This is a genomic window from Dyella humi, from assembly GCF_044904605.1.
Taxonomy (GTDB): Bacteria; Pseudomonadota; Gammaproteobacteria; order Xanthomonadales; family Rhodanobacteraceae; genus Dyella_B; species Dyella_B humi.
The window spans coordinates 732,390-751,263 of record NZ_JADIKI010000023.1; the positions used below are offsets into that span (position 1 = coordinate 732,390).

Annotated in this window: 14 protein-coding genes; 10 read left to right on the forward strand and 4 right to left on the reverse strand. The window is 53.7% G+C overall.

Going from position 1 to position 18,874, the window contains the following annotated elements:
• The first annotated feature begins 19 nt into the window (after nucleotides 1-19).
• The 10 genes from ISP18_RS14615 to ISP18_RS14660 all read left to right on the forward strand — a co-directional run bounded on the left by ISP18_RS14615 (nucleotide 20) and on the right by ISP18_RS14660 (nucleotide 12,005).
• Nucleotides 20-274, forward strand: coding sequence for a hypothetical protein (locus tag ISP18_RS14615; RefSeq protein WP_380013347.1), 255 nt, complete (start codon nucleotides 20-22; stop codon nucleotides 272-274).
• 14 nt (nucleotides 275-288) lie between these two features.
• Nucleotides 289-1,392, forward strand: coding sequence for a CDP-glucose 4,6-dehydratase (gene rfbG / locus ISP18_RS14620; protein WP_380013350.1), 1,104 nt, complete (start codon nucleotides 289-291; stop codon nucleotides 1,390-1,392).
• Nucleotides 1,389-2,315, forward strand: a complete 927-nt coding sequence (locus ISP18_RS14625; RefSeq protein WP_380013353.1) for an NAD-dependent epimerase/dehydratase family protein — start codon at nucleotides 1,389-1,391, stop codon at nucleotides 2,313-2,315. Before rfbG ends, ISP18_RS14625 begins: the two co-directional genes overlap by 4 nt.
• A 3-nt stretch (nucleotides 2,316-2,318) precedes the next feature.
• Nucleotides 2,319-3,278: a glycosyltransferase family 2 protein gene (locus tag ISP18_RS14630; protein WP_380013356.1), complete on the forward strand. Its 960-nt coding sequence runs from the start codon at nucleotides 2,319-2,321 to the stop codon at nucleotides 3,276-3,278.
• Between the two features lie 9 nt (nucleotides 3,279-3,287).
• Nucleotides 3,288-4,055: a glucose-1-phosphate cytidylyltransferase gene (rfbF, locus tag ISP18_RS14635; RefSeq protein WP_380013359.1), complete on the forward strand. Its 768-nt coding sequence runs from the start codon at nucleotides 3,288-3,290 to the stop codon at nucleotides 4,053-4,055.
• Nucleotides 4,056-4,057: 2 nt separating this feature from the next.
• Nucleotides 4,058-5,110 (forward strand): lysylphosphatidylglycerol synthase transmembrane domain-containing protein, encoded by a 1,053-nt coding sequence (locus ISP18_RS14640; protein WP_380013362.1) that lies wholly within the window; start codon nucleotides 4,058-4,060, stop codon nucleotides 5,108-5,110.
• A 1-nt stretch (nucleotide 5,111) separates the two neighbouring features.
• A complete protein-coding gene (locus tag ISP18_RS14645) occupies nucleotides 5,112-6,443 on the forward strand; it encodes an NAD(P)/FAD-dependent oxidoreductase (protein ID WP_380013365.1) in 1,332 nt (443 codons plus the stop codon).
• A gap of 169 nt (nucleotides 6,444-6,612) precedes the next feature.
• Nucleotides 6,613-8,670, forward strand: a complete 2,058-nt coding sequence (locus tag ISP18_RS14650) for a hypothetical protein (protein WP_380013368.1) — start codon at nucleotides 6,613-6,615, stop codon at nucleotides 8,668-8,670.
• 121 nt (nucleotides 8,671-8,791) lie between these two features.
• Nucleotides 8,792-9,676, forward strand: coding sequence for a class I SAM-dependent methyltransferase (locus ISP18_RS14655; protein WP_380013371.1), 885 nt, complete (start codon nucleotides 8,792-8,794; stop codon nucleotides 9,674-9,676).
• A gap of 661 nt (nucleotides 9,677-10,337) precedes the next feature.
• Nucleotides 10,338-12,005, forward strand: a complete 1,668-nt coding sequence (locus ISP18_RS14660; RefSeq protein WP_380013374.1) for a Wzt carbohydrate-binding domain-containing protein — start codon at nucleotides 10,338-10,340, stop codon at nucleotides 12,003-12,005.
• A gap of 65 nt (nucleotides 12,006-12,070) precedes the next feature.
• On the opposite strand, the gene ISP18_RS14665 is transcribed toward ISP18_RS14660, so the two are convergent.
• The 4 genes from ISP18_RS14665 to ISP18_RS14680 form a co-directional block, all read right to left on the reverse strand.
• Nucleotides 12,071-13,414 (reverse strand): phosphohexomutase domain-containing protein, encoded by a 1,344-nt coding sequence (locus ISP18_RS14665; RefSeq protein WP_380013377.1) that lies wholly within the window; start codon nucleotides 13,412-13,414, stop codon nucleotides 12,071-12,073.
• Between the two features lie 18 nt (nucleotides 13,415-13,432).
• Nucleotides 13,433-14,350, reverse strand: a complete 918-nt coding sequence (locus tag ISP18_RS14670; protein WP_380013380.1) for an NAD-dependent epimerase/dehydratase family protein — start codon at nucleotides 14,348-14,350, stop codon at nucleotides 13,433-13,435.
• A complete protein-coding gene (gene gmd / locus ISP18_RS14675; protein WP_380013383.1) occupies nucleotides 14,334-15,368 on the reverse strand; it encodes a GDP-mannose 4,6-dehydratase in 1,035 nt (344 codons plus the stop codon). The genes ISP18_RS14670 and gmd overlap by 17 nt, the downstream gene beginning before the upstream one ends.
• A gap of 98 nt (nucleotides 15,369-15,466) precedes the next feature.
• Nucleotides 15,467-18,796, reverse strand: coding sequence for a glycosyltransferase family 4 protein (locus ISP18_RS14680; RefSeq protein WP_380013386.1), 3,330 nt, complete (start codon nucleotides 18,794-18,796; stop codon nucleotides 15,467-15,469).
• Between the last annotated feature and the right edge of the window lie 78 nt (nucleotides 18,797-18,874).

Here is an 18,874-nt window from a genome sequence, read left to right on the forward strand (position 1 = left end):
TAAAGGATCAGGGAGTCAAATGAAAGTTACTGTGATTGGATCAGGTTATGTCGGCCTGATTACAGAAGGCTGCCTGTCAGGGATGAGCAATGATGTCCTTTGCTTTGACGTCGACCGTAACATGATCGATGTGCTCAACAGCGGCAGCGTAGCTATACACGGACCCAGACCTGCCGAACTCATCCGCCGCAATTTGAGAGCCGGGCGTCTGCAATTCAGCACAGACGCCGACGCCGGCGTCGCCCAAAGCATGCTCTGCTCAGTAGCCCTTTAGAGGGATATCGAAGTATGGAACGAAATGATTTGCTGCCTTTTGAGCGAGCGCTACACGGAAAACGGGTATTCCTCACCGGACACACAGGCTTCACTGGCAGTTGGACCTCCGCATGGCTGTTACAGCTCGGCGCGACGGTGTGCGGCTACTCAAAACCCGCCGAAACCTCGCCAAGTCTCTGGGAGGAACTCCGTCTCGAGGACCGTATGCAATCGGTCCGTGGCGACATTTGTGACTGTCCAGCACTTGATCGCGCCATCGCAGACTTTGACCCGCATGTTGTTCTTCATCTAGCCGCTCAGCCCCTTGTTCGCAGGAGCTATAGAGAACCGTTCGAGACGTTCAACACCAACGTCATGGGCACACTTAACGTATTAGAAGCGGCCCGTCGGCTTGTCAATGTGCAGGCTATTGTTTGCGTCACTACCGACAAGGTGTACGAGAACAAGGAATGGCCGTGGCCTTACCGAGAAAACGACGCACTGGGAGGTAGAGATCCCTACAGCGCGTCCAAGTCGGCGGCCGAAATGGTCATTCAGAGTTATCAATATGCATTCAAGACAATCGACGGCCAACCATTGCCGCTCGCAACCGCAAGAGGTGGCAATATTATCGGTGGCGGAGACTGGTCCGAGGATCGCTTAGTTCCAGATTTCGTACGCGCAGTAGTCAACGGGGCACCGCTGACGCTTCGCTATCCAGACGCGACGCGCCCGTGGCAGCACGTGCTTGCGTTGGTGCAAGGCTATCTCATGCTGGCCGCGGGTCTCATCGAGAAACCAGAACAGCACGCGCGAAGCTGGAACCTCGGCCCGACCGACGGGCGTGCTCTTACTGTACGCAATGTTCTTGAAACGCTGTCCTCCACCTGGGCACGTCCCAAGCTTCATTATCTGGATAGTCCGGCCAAGGAGGCGAAGCTGCTGGCGCTCGACAGCACGCTGGCGCGCGACGTGCTTGCTTGGCAGCCAGCCTGGGACGTCAACGAAACTATTGTCCGTACAGCGGATTGGTACTGTGAATTTTATGCTAAGAAACAGACAGCACACGAAATCACGCACGACCAGCTCAATGACTGGCGTCGCTCTCTTCTAAACCGACTGTGGGCCGATGCATGATACGCATCTTGCTGACCGGGGCTTCTGGATTCATCGGCAACAGATTGCTTCGACACCTCTGCAACGCTGGTATCTCCGTGGTGGCTACCGGAAGAACTCCAGTATCGGGAGGTGGCGTACATTTCTTGGCCATCCCACGTCTAAATGCAAAGGATCTCCGCTCGGCCTTACAAGGTCAGCCTATCGATGCGTTGATCCACCTGGCCGCGGCAGGTGTCAATCCGGACGATCGGGACGCTCAGCGCCTGCTCGAAATCAACGGTCACTTGCCGGTCGAACTCACCTGTCTTGCACGCGATCTTGGCGCCCGAGCTTTCGTGATGACCGGAAGCAGTTCAGAGTACGCCCAGATTGATAGTGAGCAAATCGGAGAAGGGGCTTCACTAGAAACAGCAAAAACCTATGGAGCCACTAAAGCCGCCGGAGGGCTTCTCGCTGTTGCAATAGGCCTCACGCTTGGCCTCCCGACAGTAAACCTGCGCCTGTTCAATGTCTTCGGACCTGGGGAAGCTTCACACCGCCTGCTGCCTTCTCTATTCGAGAGCCTGAGCATGGGGCGGCCCGTTCTACTTTCAGAAGGTCTACAACAGCGCGATTTCATCCATGTGGATGACGCATGTGCCGCAATCCTAGCTGCGTTAAATGCAGCCTTGCGCGGCACGTTGCCCACTGGACATTACAATGTATGTAGCGGCAAGGGCACTTCAGTGCGAGATTTCGCTTTGTCCGTGGCCTCCATACTTGGGGCAGATACAGGGCTCCTCCGCTTCGGGGCATTACCTATGCGTCCTGATGATGTGCCGCGTGTCGTAGGCGCTCCGGATGCGCTCGGACGAGCTACAGGCTGGAAACCAACAATGACATTCTCACAGGCTATTAAAAGCGCAGTTGATGAAATGCGCCAATTGACTTCGCATGCCTGAGCCATGACAAATCTCCCGCTGATATCCATTGCCATTCCCGTCTTCAACGAGGAAGGCAACATCGACGCCCTTTATGGGCGATTGGCCGCACTGGCAGAAATGATGGCACCCGAGTGCCGCCTGGAGTTCGTCTTCACAGATAACCATTCGGTCGATCGCACGTGGGACATGTTGGGCGAGATTGCCTCCAGGGACAAACGCGTCAAAGCCATCCGGTTTTCGAAGAACGTCGGCTTTCAGCGTTCTATTCTGGCAAATTATCTGCACACGAGTGGGGATGCTGTCCTCCAGATTGATGCAGACTTACAGGACCCTCCCGAGCTACTTAAAGAGTTCCTGTCCCTGTGGAAACAGGGCTACCACGTGGTCTATGGTATCCGTCGCTCGCGCCCGGAAGGCAAGCTCATCCACAGTTTTCGCAAGCTAGGTTACTGGCTTATCGACAGAATCAGCGAGCACCCAATACCGCGCAACGCGGGCGATTTCCGCCTCGTCGACCGCAAAGTCGTCGACGCGCTCGCCTGCCAGCGATCCGCAGAGCCATACCTGCGTGGATTGATTGCTGGAATGGGCTTCCGACAAATCGGCGTGCCCTATGATCGTTCGGCACGAGTAGCAGGCTCCAGTAAGTTCGGGGTAGCTCAGCTCATCAAGCTCGGCTTCACTGGCGTGTTTAATCATTCGCTGGTCCCCCTACGGCTTGCAACCGTGGCTGGCTGCGCCATTCTTTCTCTCAGCGCCATCGGTGCTATTTACTACGTAGGGCTGAAGCTGCTTCATCCCGATCTGCCACGCGGCCTTGCGAGCCTCCATATTCTGATTTTGTTCGGCATTGGCTTCCAATCGCTTTTGCTTGGCATTCTTGGTGAATATCTCCTCCGCATTTATAAAATCTTGCGCAGAGAGCCCATTGCCATCGCCCAAGAAACACTGAACCTCAAATCAAACGACATCAAACTTTGAGAGCGAATCATGAAGGCAGTCATACTTGCCGGTGGCCTTGGCACGCGCATCGCTGAAGAATCGGATTACCGGCCAAAACCAATGGTCGAAATTGGTGGTCGCCCGCTCCTTTGGCACATCATGAAATCCTATGCCAAGCATGGCATCAAGGATTTCGTGATATGCCTTGGCTACAAGGGCTATGTGATCAAGGAATACTTCTTCAATTACCATCGTCACACAGCCAACCTGGAAATCAGTCTGCGATCCGGCGACGTGAAGGTCCTCGATACGCGAGCAGAGGACTGGAAAATCACTCTCATCGACACTGGCCAGGACACCATGACTGGCGGACGCGTCAAGCGCATACGCGAACACTTAAACAACGAGACCTTCTGCCTGACTTACGGTGATGGCTTGTCCGACATCGATATATCGGCGGAACTGGCATTTCATAGATCACATGGCAAGTTAGCGACCGTGGCCGCAGTCCAGCCTCCAGGTCGCTTTGGCGTACTGAATATGGGAGAAAAATCGAACGTCTCGAGCTTCGAAGAAAAGCCGCAGGATGAAATGGGTTGGATTAACGGCGGGTTTTTCATTCTTGAGCCTTCGGCCATTAACTATGTCGAAGGCGATGAAACTTCGTTCGAGCGCGCACCCCTTGCAAATCTTGCCAAGGACGGCCAGCTGATGGCGTTCCAACATTATGGTTTCTGGCAGCCATGCGACACCCTACGTGACAAGCGAGAACTGCAGAGCTTGTGGGATGCAGGCAAGGCACCGTGGAAGGTATAACAATGCTTGACCAACCCGCATTCCTGAACAGCGCAGAGAGAAAATCGAAGAGCAACTTGCTTCGACTTCTTGTCGGCTGCGCGCTATCCCTTGTGTGCCTATATTTTGTCTTTCGACATATAAAGTTCGCGGAAGTCAGGCAAGCGCTTGCTACATTCCGGTGGCCATATTTACTGCTTGGGTTCTTCTCGCTGAGTGTGGGTTACACTGCTCGCATTTACCGTTGGAAAGTACTTCTACGTACCTGTGGCTCTAACGTGACCACGCGTGCTTGCGCGGGGCCTTTCCTTGCGTCGATTGCATTGAACAACGTGTTACCACTTCGCCTAGGCGACGTCGTCAGAGCCTTTGTGTTCCCAGCCTCGCTTGGTGTAACACGCACCGCGGCGACGGCAACACTCGTACTCGAACGGCTCGCCGATCTGCTCACTCTGCTTATTTGCCTGGCTGCAGCCATTTTTTTCTTTCCCAAAGGCGCGCTCCCGAGCACCGTTACTGACATCGTAGTAATCATATCCGTGCTCGGAAGTGCCACCTTGCTTTGCCTGATTTTCTTCACGTCACCCATCGTCAGGCTGCTTGGCTGGATCACCACTCGAATCGAAAACAGGAAGCCATCTAAGCTATTAAAAATCGTATTGACCGTAACGAACCTTGGTCGAGCATTGGAAGCCATTTCGCACCCCCGTTCGATCTTCGCAACATTTACGATTTCATTTGCAACCTGGGCGGGTGAACTGGGCCTCTACCTCGCATTGATGCAGGGCACAGGAATGGTGTTCTCGCTCCCCGGAGGGCTTCTTCTGATGTCCATGGCTACCATCGCAACGCTGATTCCTTCGTCCCCTGGGTATGTGGGCCCATACCATCTCGCCGCCTTCACCGCGGTGAACCTCATAGGTGGCACCTCTGTGCAGGCCATGACGCTCGCGGTCCTATGTCATCTCGGCGTATGGCTTCCCACGACGACTGCAGGTGCAATCATCATGATCTTCAACCGAAATCTATTTAAAGCGGTGCAAACGCAAGCAATCCGCGACGAAGCTGGAGAGTAACATGAACGATTCTTCGCCCACGTTTGACACTGCCATTGTCGGTGCAGGTTTTGCTGGTCTCGTTGCCGGCCTCCGACTCGCTCAGACTGGCAAAAAGGTGGTTATTCTTGAGAGCGAGGCGACCCCCGGCGGTCTGGCCGGCACGTTTGAATTCGACGACGGTGTCTGCATCGAAAAGTTCTACCATCATTGGTTCAATAACGACGCTTACGTGCCCAAGCTGGTTGAGGAGCTCGGCCTCAGCGATTCGATCCTGACCCTGCCATCAAATACTGGCATGTATTACAACGGACGGCTGTGGAAGCTGTCGACGCCTATTGATGTCCTTCGCTTCAGCCCGCTTCCCTTCATTGACCGCTTGCGCCTTGGCTGGCTTGTTTTCCAAGTCCGCAAGGTTAAGGACTGGAAGTCGATCGAACATCTTACGATCCGCGAGTGGCTGGAGCCATTGTGTGGAAAGAAGGTTTTCAAGGTCGTATGGGAACCGCTGATTCGCTCGAAGTTCTCGGTTTTTGCGGAGGACATTAATGCGGTCTGGTTTTGGAAGAAGCTCGTGCTTCGAGGCAGCACGCGCGACTCCGGCGGTGGTGAGCAACTAGCCTATTTTCGCGGTGGTTTTGGTCGCCTGGCAGAAGCACTAGCGGAACGAATCACGGTGCTCAATGGAGAAATTCGCTATGGCACACCGGTAGTCGGATCGCTTACGGAGGGCAACAAGATTCAGGCCCTTGTGACATCTTCAGGTAACGTTAGTGCGCACAACTACCTATTCACACCCTCCTTCAAGGTCATCGCGCAAATTCTGAAAGACGCACCGGAAGCGTGGCTCGACAGGCTAAATCGGGTGAACTACTTAGGAAATATCTGTCTTGTAATGGAACTTACACACAGTCTTTCCGATACATATTGGCTCAACGTCAATGACCCGGGATTCCCCTTTGTCGGTGTCATTGAGCACACAAATCTGGATGACAGCTCGCATTATGCTGGGCGCCATATCGTGTTCCTTTCACGCTACCTTGCCATCTCCGACGAAACCTGGGGTATGAGTGACGCAGCATATCTTGAATATGCACTACCTCACCTGGAGCGCATGTTCCCTCAATTCAAGCGCAACTGGATCAAGGAATTTCGCATCTGGCGCGCCGAGTACGCCCAACCCGTCACTGAACGCAATTATTCAAGTTACGTGCCGGGCCAGGATACCCCCTATGAAAACGCCTTGATCTCCACCATGGCACAGATTTATCCAGAGGATCGCGGCACCAATTACGCTATTCGCGAGGGCGACCGCATCGCGGCCCTCATTAATAGACGTTTTGAGAGTGTGTGAAGTCTAGGGATGTCTTGGCTAAGTTGCCGGATGTTTTGTACAGCGCTCGCAAGTAGTTGACTGGTGCCAGATGAATTCAATGACTCGCGCCATTGAAGGACAAGATCATAATTAATGGTGCGCGAAGGGCAGGCTGTAGCTCTATCTGTGCTGAAAGGTTCATCTGTCAATGTCTAATGCAAAAGATCAAACACTAAATTCGCCAAGTGAAGCGTTGCCTTGGTCGCGCGCCGCCTCACACAAAGCCAGCATTTGGCTTGCCTTGGTTGCCATGACGCTGTTTTCCGTGTTGACACTAAAGCTGCCGGCACAACGGGTCGGCGATGGCTCCGAGTACTACGCTCTGTATTACGCGATCCAAGATGGGCATCGTACCTTCATGACTGAGCCCGCATGGACCAGCTACGATCATCTGTACGACCAAAGAAAAGTTGCCTATCTTGTAGATACGGATAGCCTACGCACGGTATTCCCCGCTCTCAATCAAAGGAGCGGTGCTGACTTCAATCATTTTTGGTTTTATCCGGCGATGGCAGCCACATTAGGTGGCTGGCTAGCGGCTATTAAAAGCAATCCACACGCGGCATTTCTTTTCCTACATGCGCTGCTAGCTGCGTCGCTGATTTACCTGAGCGCTAGATTTTACGGAAAATCTGGGGTGCTCGCTGTCGGTATTGCTATTGTCGGTTCGCCGATTTTCTGGTTCGTTGATAAAGTGCACACAGAATTCCTCACGTTTACGTGCGTTGCTGCAGGAACGACTCTGTTTGTACAGCGCCGCTATCTAGGCGCGGCTGCCTGGCTTGCGCTTGCGTCGACTCAAAATATCAGCATTGCCGCTACTGCTCTCTTTTCTCTTGCCATAGCGGTATGGCAGATGTGGGGACAAACCATCAGGATCAAGGACGTCATGCTTGGAGCCCTAGCGCTTGCCTTGATGGCCATCCACCCGATCTATTACTTTACTCGAGTCGGCGTCATTGATCCGCAGCTTCTGGCCGGCGGCGCCAAAATTGGTCTACATCTAGGCACCATGTATATCTGGATCATTGATCCGGATATTGGTCTCATTCCCAATTGGCCATTGTCCATTTTGATCTTGGTGGCCTTGGCGCTTGCTCTCAGAGTGAAAAAGATTTCCATCTTTTCTTTGACTACCGCATTCGTTGCCATTTTTCTAGCGACGAATTTGTATGCGCAATCATCCACCGAGAACCTGAATTCTGGTGCCACTATCGATATTGCACGATACGCCACTTGGTATATCGGCCTATTTGTACCAGGGCTGGCCTATCTCATAGGGAACCTTTCGAGAAAACTGAGTATCGCCTTGGTAACGCTTCTTTTTTTTGCCGCGGCGACTATCGCAAACGCCGCGCATTTCTTTCCCCGTCAGCATGAAAAATATCTAACACCGACTCGACTCTCCGCCTGGATACAGGAGCACGCACCCTCTTGGTACGATCCACCGGCGCAAATCTTCGCTGATCGCAATGTTGACGTGATAGACCCCATGCTACCGAAATCGTACGCAGTACTTGGCCCAGGCTGCCGCAAGGTGCTCATCGTCGTCCGTCAGGGCTACCCCGTAGTGCCTATGACCACGAACCCTTGCGAAATTGACCCAGCAGTATTACCGGCTCGAGTGCTCGCTCCCGTTGATAAGGGCAAGATATTGCCTGATGGGCGCAGCATGCGGTATGTCATCTTGAGCGACGCTGAGTTGGCTCAAATAGGACAGTTGGGTCAAGCACGGCCTGTATTGGAAGTTGGTCGAACATACCAAATAACCAGGACTCACCCAGTTGCAAAGGGTTTTCTTGGTACCGGCTGGGCAGCCCCAGAAGCCTGGGGCACCTGGTCGAGCAGCCCCAAGGCGTTCATCAAAGGCCGTGTGGACCAATGCCCAGCCGGAGGCTATGTGATGTCCATGGATTTCACGGCCTTTATTACACCAAAGAACCCCGTCATGAAGGTCGCTATCGGTGCAGAAGGCTTGCAGTTGTGGGGACAGCAACTCACATCACCGCTACCTACCCCCATCATCTTCCCCATCCCTTGTACCGCGATTAAAGAGGGCATGTTGGAGCTCACCATTTCAATCAGTGGATCAATGTCACCCAACCAAGCTGGCATATCCGATGATCCTCGTGAGCTTGGCATAGGCCTTAGGGCTTTTAAGCTTCAATCAGCCGATGCAAGTCCAACATCACAGAATCCATCCTGATTATCCGAAGTGCGCCGATAGAAATAATCTATACCCATCTAGAGATCCGCATTGACCAGCAGCTCATGGCTCGGTCAATCGCGCCAAGATAGGCCTCATAGTGACCATGCAGGAAGGCAACATGAACGATCAAATCGAAGCTTTCTTCCCCGATATTTCGCAACCGCTGCTTTTGCCGGAAAATCATACTGAACATGAACTACTAAGCTATCTTGAAAGCTTTGAGCTGGACGGTGCGCCAGCCAAAGAGCTGTCCACTTATCTCAGCGCAGACTTCCGGCGCTTCGTCCATACGCTCTCCATCGTTCCGGAAGGACATGGCAGACTGCTTGAAATTGGTGCGAATCCCTACTTCACCACCATCCTTCTCAAGAAGTTTCGCCAACACGAAATCTATTGCACCAACTATTTCGGCATATCTGGTGGTGGTGGCAGACAGAGTTGTAAAAGCACACTGACGAACGAAGTCTTCGATTTTGACTTCCTTAACAATAATGTTGACGTTGAAGATATCCCCTTCGAAGAGACATTTGACATCATTCTCTTTTGTGAAGTGATTGAGCACTTGGTTGCTGATCCGCTGGGCGCACTCCGCCGCATCAAGGACAAACTAAACCCTGGTGGCGCACTGATCCTAACTACACCAAACGTGAATCGTTTGGAAAACATCGCCAGGATGATGTGCGGTGGCAATATTTACGACCCAATTTCCGGCTACGGTGTCTACGGCCGGCACAATCGTGAGTACAACAAGCACGAGCTATTTCTAATGCTCAGCCACCTAGGCTTTGATCTCGACCTGATTTATTCGTCCGACGTGCATGAGAACCACGCCCGTGCCTATTATCCGATCGAAAACATTGCTGCACAGATCCACTCGACGCCGAATCGGGGCTACGATTTGGGGCAGTACATTTTCCTGCGCGCCCGAAACAGTCGCCTGGCAGCAGAAGGAAAGCCACGCTGGCTTTATCGAAGCTATCCTGATGCCGAGTTGTGCGATTAGTCGCGACGCGCCGTAATACCGATACTGACAACCGCGGTGCTATCAACTTTCATTGATGCTAAGACACGTATCGGCGCTGTGTCGTGCGTGGATATCTGAAAAGACAGCGGCTTACCACTGTCACCGTCTTCCGAAGAGCATCCCCCTGCTCCAGACACTCACCGACCATAAGTCGCCGCGCATCCGACGTCCCCCGGTTTTGAGTAGCCCATCTCAGCCAGGAAACGCATCCGCGGCAAGTCCTTATCCCCCAGCGCGAGCGTCGAAAGCCAGCATCCATGAAGATGTTGAGCCCCCATACAGACACGGAACCCTGACGCCTGTGCAGCTAGAGACTCGCAGCTCAGGTCTGCATGCCTTTCACCTTTTGGATACTTCGCCTGCATCGCAACTCATCTTGCCCTCGCTTTGAAGCATTGCCGACGCTTTGTATTGCGTCATGAATCGAACTCATCGCCCAGTTCAGACTGGTGACGCCTCACCCTCTACCTCTACCTCTACACGTGGTACCTGGAGGCCTTGCTGTCACAAACCTGAATAATTTTTAATGCAATTGCCACCTTACGCAGGGCTTACGTTATTCTTGCACATACTCGCGGCGCTTCCCGTAATCTCCTCACTTGCAGTCGCCCCACCTTCAATCCAGATTTCTGAGGACGCTGTGCAGAAGATTTTGCACTTCCACATTCCCAAGACTGGTGGCATTGCGATACGCCAATATCTCATCGAGCAACTCGGGGAGCAATGCGTATCTCCAAGTGTTTTGGGCAACCGATTGAGCGACGCCCTGCTTCGTTGGCGCGATATGCGTGCCATCAGCGGGCATTTTTCCCTCTATCAAGGTGATCAGTTGCCTGTCGATCGGTGCAACATCACGGTACTGCGCAACCCTATAGACCGCTTTCTCTCGCAGTACTTCTTCGAAAAAAGCGATAACGCAGATCGCCTTCTCGATGCAAAGGTCCACGCGCTTGATCTAGACGACTATTTAGAAAATCTATCGATTGATAAGCCGGAAGCCGTCTCATGCCAGATGGGAATGCTCTACCCTCTGGGCACGTCATCCAGAACGGAGCTTTCTACGAACGAAAAGTATGAGGCAGCCGTTCGCTCCCTGGAGCTCTTTGAACTGGTAGGTATCCAAGATGAGCTGGACGATTTCTCTAGCATGCTGGATGCGAGATTTTCGTGGAAGCCAGTACCCCTTAGATTCAAGAACGTCGCGTCGCAGCGCCTTCCCTCGAGTGCACTGTCTGCCAGCCAGCAAAGCAAACTCAATTATCTGCTGGAGTGCGAATTGGAGCTATACCAGCAAGCGAAAGCGCGATTCAAACAGCTGCGACGGAATTTCATCAGGACCTCGGTAAGCATGCTGGACAAAGGCATGCCCCTCGACCATCGGCGTCAAACCGCTGCCGCCCCCACGGCAATCGAGCAAGCACGGGACTTTGGAGACAGGCGCTGCTCGGTACTGCAAGTCAGCGTGGAGGGTGAGATCTCGGGCGCCAATCACGTGATGGTCGGCGAGCATTGCAATATCTCGATTAGTTTCAAGGTCGATCAGTCGATTGACGAGCTCAACATCGGCATTGCCATCAAAGATGAACAGGGATCATTGATCTTCGGGACCAATACCATGTTGCTCGGGAACGTCTACGCGGTCATTCCCGGAGAGTATTGCGCGAGTTTCCAGATGCTCAATCGTGCCCCCATTGGCCGATACGTGGTCGACGTCGCCTTGGTTCGTAGTGAAACCCATTATCAGGGTTGCTACCACTGGCTCGAGAAAGCTGCTTCCTTTCAGGTCCACGAAACGGCAGCTGCATACTTCGAGGGGCAGATTCTTATGGATGCGAATGTCGAACTCGTTGCCATGTCGCCAAGCGCATCCTGGTCATCCATCACCCACGTACCTTCGAACAGCGTGATGCGCTCCTTGGGGCGGAACAACAAGCCTCTTAGTGAATTCGCCTCGAAGATCACGCCGATGTGCTCTATGGATCAGTTCTACCTTGGGCTCGACGTATTTGTTCCGATGCATATAAGTAATATTAGCGGCGAAACTTGGAACGCCTTTGGACAGCAACCTGTCACACTGTCCTATCGATGGCTGACAAAGGACAATGAAGTCATCATCAGCGATGGACTGCGCACCCGTCTTCCAACAGACGTGCCTGCGGGTGGCTCGATCATTGTTCCGATGAAAATCCGGCCACCAAGCAAATCTGGCGAATTTCAGCTAGTCCTCTCATTGGTTCAAGAGTCGGTGGCTTGGTTTGTGGACAAGGCTCCTCAGACTGCACATATCACCCAGATCAATCTAGCCTAAATCTTCACCTGAGAGCCTTAGGGAGAGGCTTCTTGGAAACAAGGTCTATCCAATGGCAGGACGAGTCAGGATTCAGTTACGAGTTGACTGATCTCCGCAGTCTTCCTTTGCATCAGTGCTTCATCCCCTCGTGCCTCAACATTCAGCCGAAGCAACGGCTCCGTGTTAGACGAACGCAAGTTGAATCGCCATGATCCGAAATCCGCGCTGAGGCCGTCGGTTGAATCAATGGCTGGGGCTGACCCTTGGAAGTGATTCATGACCCTGTCTATCGACGCAGCTGCGTCACGAACTCGGAAGTTGATCTCGCCACTGCAGGGAAACGCTTTCATCTGCTGCTTTAGCATATCCCCAAGCGACACCCTGGTTTTGGCGATACGCTCCACAAGCAGCAGCCACGGGATCATTCCGGAGTCGCAATAGGCAAATTCGCGGAAATAGTGATGGGCACTCATTTCACCACCATACACCGCGTCTTCACTACGCATGCGCTCCTTGATGAAGGCATGCCCCGTCTTGCTCTGAACGGGCACGCCCCCAGCCTGCTCGACCAGCTCCACGGTATTCCAGGTCAGCCGCGGATCGTGAATGATCTTCGCTCCAGGATGCTTTTGCAGTAACTGTGCAGCCAGCAAGCCAACAATGTAATACCCCTCAATGAACTCTCCTTCGGAGTCGAAGAAGAAACAGCGATCAAAATCCCCATCCCAGGCCAAGCCAAGGTCAGCCTTGTGCTCGCGCACCGCATCGGCCGTCGCCGAGCGATTCTCCGGCAACAAGGGGTTGGGGATGCCATTGGGAAAGCGGCCATCGGGCTGGTGGTGAACCCGAATAAACTCGAGTGGCAGATGCTTGGCTAAAAGATCGATGACAGAACCAGCGGAACCGTTACCTGCGTTGACGACCACTTTCAGCGCGCTTAACGCAGTCACATCCACATAGCTTAGAAGATGCTCGATATAAGCCGACTTATCCTCGTCGATGACAAGCTTGCCGCCTCCCCTTACTTCGCCGAATTGATTCGCTTCAACCAGCCGCTCGATATCCCGCAAACCGCTGTCACCGCTGATCGGCGTGGCCCCTTTGCGCACCAACTTCATCCCGTTGTAGTTCATCGGGTTGTGGCTTGCGGTGACCATGATGCCACCCTCAACCTTGCGGTGAGCGGTCTGGAAATAGACTTCTTCCGTACCACATAGACCGATATTGATAACATCGCACCCCTCATCATTCAGGCCACGGATGACGGCCGAAGCTAGCGCGGGACTATCCAGCCTGATGTCGTACCCGACAATAACGGTTCCGATATCAATCGTTCGTGCTAACGCGCGACCGATACGATATGCGACATCGGCATTCAACTCGTCAGGAATACGGCCACGGATATCGTAGGCCTTAAAGCACTTCATTCCATACTTCCTCAAAGATCATGAATGGCGTGAATCGTGCTCGTACATCCAGCGTAAGGTGTTCTCTAGTGAGATGATGTCGAGCGGCCCTATCAGTCGGGTGAGCTTGGCGTTATTGCCGGTCAAACGGGCAACCTCGTTGCCGCGAACGAAAGCAGGGTTGACCCTGACTTCGATGCTGTACCCTGCAATACGCTCCATCATTCTTATGACTTCAGTGAGCGAAACGGAAACACCAGAACTCAAGTTAACTGTCTCTCCCGCCGCCCCTACCGATAGTAATCGCGTATAAGCATCTGCAACGAAGCGCACATCCTGAAAATCACGCGCAACATCGATGTTGCCCAGCTCAATCACGGTAGCACTGCAACGGAAATGCGAAACGATCTTCGGCAGGAGGAAATTTTCCGATTGTCCCACACCCGTATAGTTGAACGGGCGTGCGATCGTGATGGGCAAACGATCCATCCAAAGTCGTGCCATGTGCTCCATGGCCAGCTTGCTCACGGCATAGTCGTTCACCGGACTCGGCGGAACGCTTTCGTCGAGCAATTCAATATCGCTGTTCCCATAGACGTTGGCACTGCTGGCCAGAAGCACCGCATCAGGGCGACGATCAAGCGAGGCGAGCGCTTCGAGCAAGTGCCGGGTGCCTACGATATTGGTACGGTACATTTCGTCTGCATCGCCATGAGCGACGAATGCGATAGCAGCGAGGTGCACGACGGCATCGGGCTGCGCCAAAGCCACGGCCCTAGCTACCGCACTCCGATCGAATAACTCGATTCGCGCTGAATCGAGATCAGCAGGATTTGCGGAGAGACCAAGGACTTGGTGGCCCTTGACCTGCAGGGCTTTGACGACATAGTTACCGGTAAAACCGTGATGTCCGGTAACCAATATCCGCTTAGAGGTAGAGTCAGAAGGACGCGTCACGTTCGTTCCGGCGTAGGTCCGCCTCCACCATCATTCGGCAGAGCGCCTCAAGCGAGGTTTCCGGCTTCCATCCAAGCTTATCGAACGCTCTTGTGGCATCGCCGATCAACAGATCGACCTCGGCTGGACGATAGAACTTCGGATTAATGCGAACAAGCGTACGGCCAGTCTGAGCACAGATCCCTGTTTCGCCTTCGTCCTTGCCTTTCCATTCGATGGTCACATCTGCGGCAGCAAACGCGAGAGACACAAAATCCCGAACCGTAACGGTACGGTTGGTCGCCAGCACATAAGTATCAGGCTCGTCGACCTGGAGCATGCGCCACATGCCTTCGACGTATTCTTTGGCAAAACCCCAATCGCGCTTTGCATCGAGATTGCCCAGCTCAAGCACATCGAGCTTCCCTAACTTGATCTTCGCCACTGAGTCAGTAATTTTGCGCGTGACAAATTCGCGTCCACGCAAGGGCGATTCGTGATTGAACAGAATGCCACTGCAGCCAAAGATACCGTAGGATTCACGATAGTTGACCGTGATCCAATGCGCATACAATTTCGCAACGCCATAGGGACTGCGCGGATAAAAAGGCGTGTCTTCCTTTTGGGGCACGGCCTGAACCTTGCCGAACATCTCCGACGTCGAGGCCTGATAGAAACGAATCTTGGGGTTAATGACCCGAATCGCTTCGAGCAAATGAAGTGCACCTACGCCCGTGATATGAGCTGTCGTCGCTGGCTGATCGAACGAGACCCCGACGAAGCTCTGCGCAGCAAGATTATAGACCTCGGTCGCGCCCGTGGTCTGAAGCAAGCGGATAGCGGACCCCATGTCGGTTAGATCGAATTCAACCAATGTAAGATTCGGGTGCTGATGAATCCCGAGCTCTTCGATACGCCAAAAATTTACCGAGCTGGTCCGCCGATACGTACCAAAGACGCGATAGCCCTTTGACAAAAGGAGTTCGGCCAGGTATGCACCGTCTTGCCCGGAGATGCCAGTAATTAGTGCTGTTTTCATTAGTGTCCGTTGCTATAAATTTCTGATCCTACAGGGACGGGCATTGTCCCTAACCCATCCTCCGCACTCAAGCCCACCCTAGTGTCTCCGGCTCCCGGTCATGTGGAAGGCATTGTCCAGCATGATGCTGATGAACACCCCCCACCCGCCACCGGAGTCAATTCCAGACTCCAGAATTCCATGTTGGCCTCCCCGTCAGTCATGATCCTGATACGGAAATCGGCTACGTCCTCCTTGAGCGATATCTGGAGAGAGCCAATTTTTCCCTCACCGGCCGTAAGTGGCCCGGAAGCGAGTCGCCATGAACCATCACGGGCCTCCACGTCTACCCAGGCAGTCCCCACCTCTGAAGACCTCTCGCCTGTGATAGCCAATTCATAAGTCCCACTGACAACCTCAAATGGAGGTGTCGCATAAAGCACACCAGGCAGTCCATTGGATCGACGCCGCCCCTTTATTAAGTCCCCCGCTGAAGACTGCGCGCGGTAATCCGAGGCCGCAAAACGACGAAGCATGGATGGAACCCAGGAATAATACCAATGCTCCATTACCGCAACCTCTTCAAGCTGCTGCGCGCTTTGCCTCCAAGTTATCCACGGCATATCCGCTGAGCGAGGAACTTTGTCCCCTGCCTGAAGTACGAGCCACTGCTTTATCGAGCCTGCCAAAGCACCAGGTTCCATGCCGGAAAAGTAGAATGCATGTTCACCCGCCACCTCGAGGAAGACAGGTAGATCTCGAGCGATAATGGATAAGCGATATTGTGCCGCCTCAATCAGGGGCAAACCAAACCCCTCACCTTCGGAGGCAGCCAGGAGTGCGGAAGATCGGTGATACATTGCAATCAGCTGTGTATCATCAGCGGTCTCCATCCAGAAAAGTCGACTACCATTCTTAGGATGGTTTCTGAGACGTGACACCAACTCCTCCACACGCCAACCGGCTTTTCCGATTAGCACGAGATTCACATCGTGGCCGGTATCCCACAGGACATCAAAAGCCTCAAGCGCCTGTGCATGTCCTTTTCGAGGCTCAATCGTGCCAACCATCAAAAATGTGGGGCGCCTGCCCAGATCAAACGGCAACGTCTCATCCAAGCCATCCGCTGCAGTGCCTGGAGCCAGGTCAGCACCAAGATGAAAATATCCGACCTTTAAAGGGCGCCCCCGTACCGGCATGGCTTGATGCAGCCATTGCTTAAGCTCGTCAGCCACCGTGCGGGAAATGCATACAATCCCGTCGGATAGCTCGGCTATCACCTCGTACCAGCGCCGGAATGTAGGCAGGCCTGCCTCATCGAAGCAATCTGGTCGGAGCAGCGGTAGCAAGTCATAGACGACAAAATTGACTGCCACTCCCCGGCTGCGCATCCATTCGTAGGTTTCGCGCAAGTAGGGCACCAGGTGTGCGGCCAGATCCAAGCCAACAAACACGTCGCCAGGCTGGAAAGCTACAGGTGCGTCCCCAGGCAAAGAAAGTTCTGGGAAAAACCGTCCGTTGCAGTAATTGCGCGCATAACGAAAGACGCCATCCGCTTTGATATAGACGGGCTCCACCTTGAAGCCCGAGGGCGGCGCGCTCAACAGTTCGGCGACGATATGCCTAACGACGCGCTGAATACCGGTCTTCGCGTCCTCAATCACTAGATGAGAGATATCAACGAACATGGAACGCTGCCGTGTATTTACCGGCCGATTGCGAGCCACCGCCATGGCAAGACGTGAGATATCGGCGGGATTCCATTGAGGTATACCCGGCACTTGTGCCAGACGGCGAATAAGGCTGCGCATCTCCCGATAACGTGCGACTTGTACTTCATCGCGATGAGCTATGGGCAACGACACCCATCCCGCGTGACCGTACGCGACATCAGTCGAATCGAGATCCTCAAAGCTCGCTGCAGAAACCGGACCTGCAAGCCGCTCAAGCGCCTGGTAACCGCGGGCACCGTAGATGATCGAAGCGAGCAGGGGTCGGTCTACGAACTGGAGTTCATTTAAGGCCTGTGCAACTGATGCGTCTTTGAGAAGAAGCGTTGCGTTTCTATCTTTCACCGCCGAGAGCAGGTACGCAGTCGCCGGGACATCGCAGATCTGCACGACGACTTCATCATACGCCACCTGGTTAAAATCGCTCAGCTTGCGCCTGCACCAATTCGCCGGCCGCGGCTGCCAGACAAACTTCGCCTCGGCACTACCATCGTCATCGTGAATGACATCCACCTGCAAAGTAGCCAGCGGACCGAACCCTAGCGCGTCGAGCGCCTGTGAAGAAAACTCCCCAGCTGTTAAGACGGCGACACGCCGCCCTCCCGCATCTTGCCCCAGCGGCGTAGCAGGCTTCTGGAGCTGCTGTACACGTAATGCCTGTTCAATGGCTGACCATGCGGCGGAAGCCGATAAGGCCCAGGAAAATTTCTTGGTATGAACGGCGGCATGTTCCCTGAATCTATTGCGAAACGCTTCGTCGGTAAGCCCCTGGAGAAGTTTTGACGAAATCGAAGCCATATCGCTCGGATCGAAAAGTGCCTCCGTCAGACCGATCACTTCGGGCAAGCTGGTCGTATTAGCCCCCAACACAATCGCACCACAGGACATGGCCTCCAACGCAGGCAACCCAAACCCTTCGTGGAGCGACGGAAAGATGTAAACAGCGCAAGCGTTGTAGAGCTTGATCAGTTCTGCGTTTGACACAAAACCGGTAAACACCAGCTCGTCCCGCGCAAGTCCCACGCTATCGCGAACGACGGAGAGCTCGTTGTGCTCCTTGGTGTCGATATTGCCAACAAAAACTAGCTGATGACTCTTTCGTACACTCTCCGAAAGTCCTGAATATGCAGCAATGAGCGCACTTAGATTCTTGCGGTGATCAAATCCACCGGCATACATGACGAAATTGCGATGAACGCCATACTTTCTGCCGACCGAGGTTGCAGTGACCTGCGTAGGCAGCCTGACAAACTCGTCTCCCACCGCCGCCGAAATGTTTACAATGCGCCGCTCGTCCAGCTTCAACAGCTGGATCGCCTCACGACACGTCGACTCCGATATCCCAAGCAGCAGATCGCAACGCTGGAGATGCTCCAGCTTGCGCATGTACCACGCCTTCAAATCATCCTTGACCAGATACCTGTCTGGCATGACCAATGGAATCAAATCGAACAGAACGGCTACCTGCAGCGCCCGGGAGCGCTCAGGCACGGAAGTGACCACCGAATCAACCCAGCCATCGACCATGCTGGCTGTGAATATGACATCCGCATTGAGGCTTTCCAGGAAGGCCTCTCGCAGTGCCTCTGCCGCTAGATTGCGCGACCGATTGTCCTCTACCATGGAGGCAGTGGGGCCTACACTTTCCCACGACATGACGCGTTCAGCGGGTACAACATCTGCTAGTAGATCACGAACCAAGTTGACCGAATCGGGCATTGCTCCATTTAATGCAATCCATAGTTCGTGCCCGCGGCTTTCCTGTGCCATGGCACGACAAAGTGAAAGACAATAACG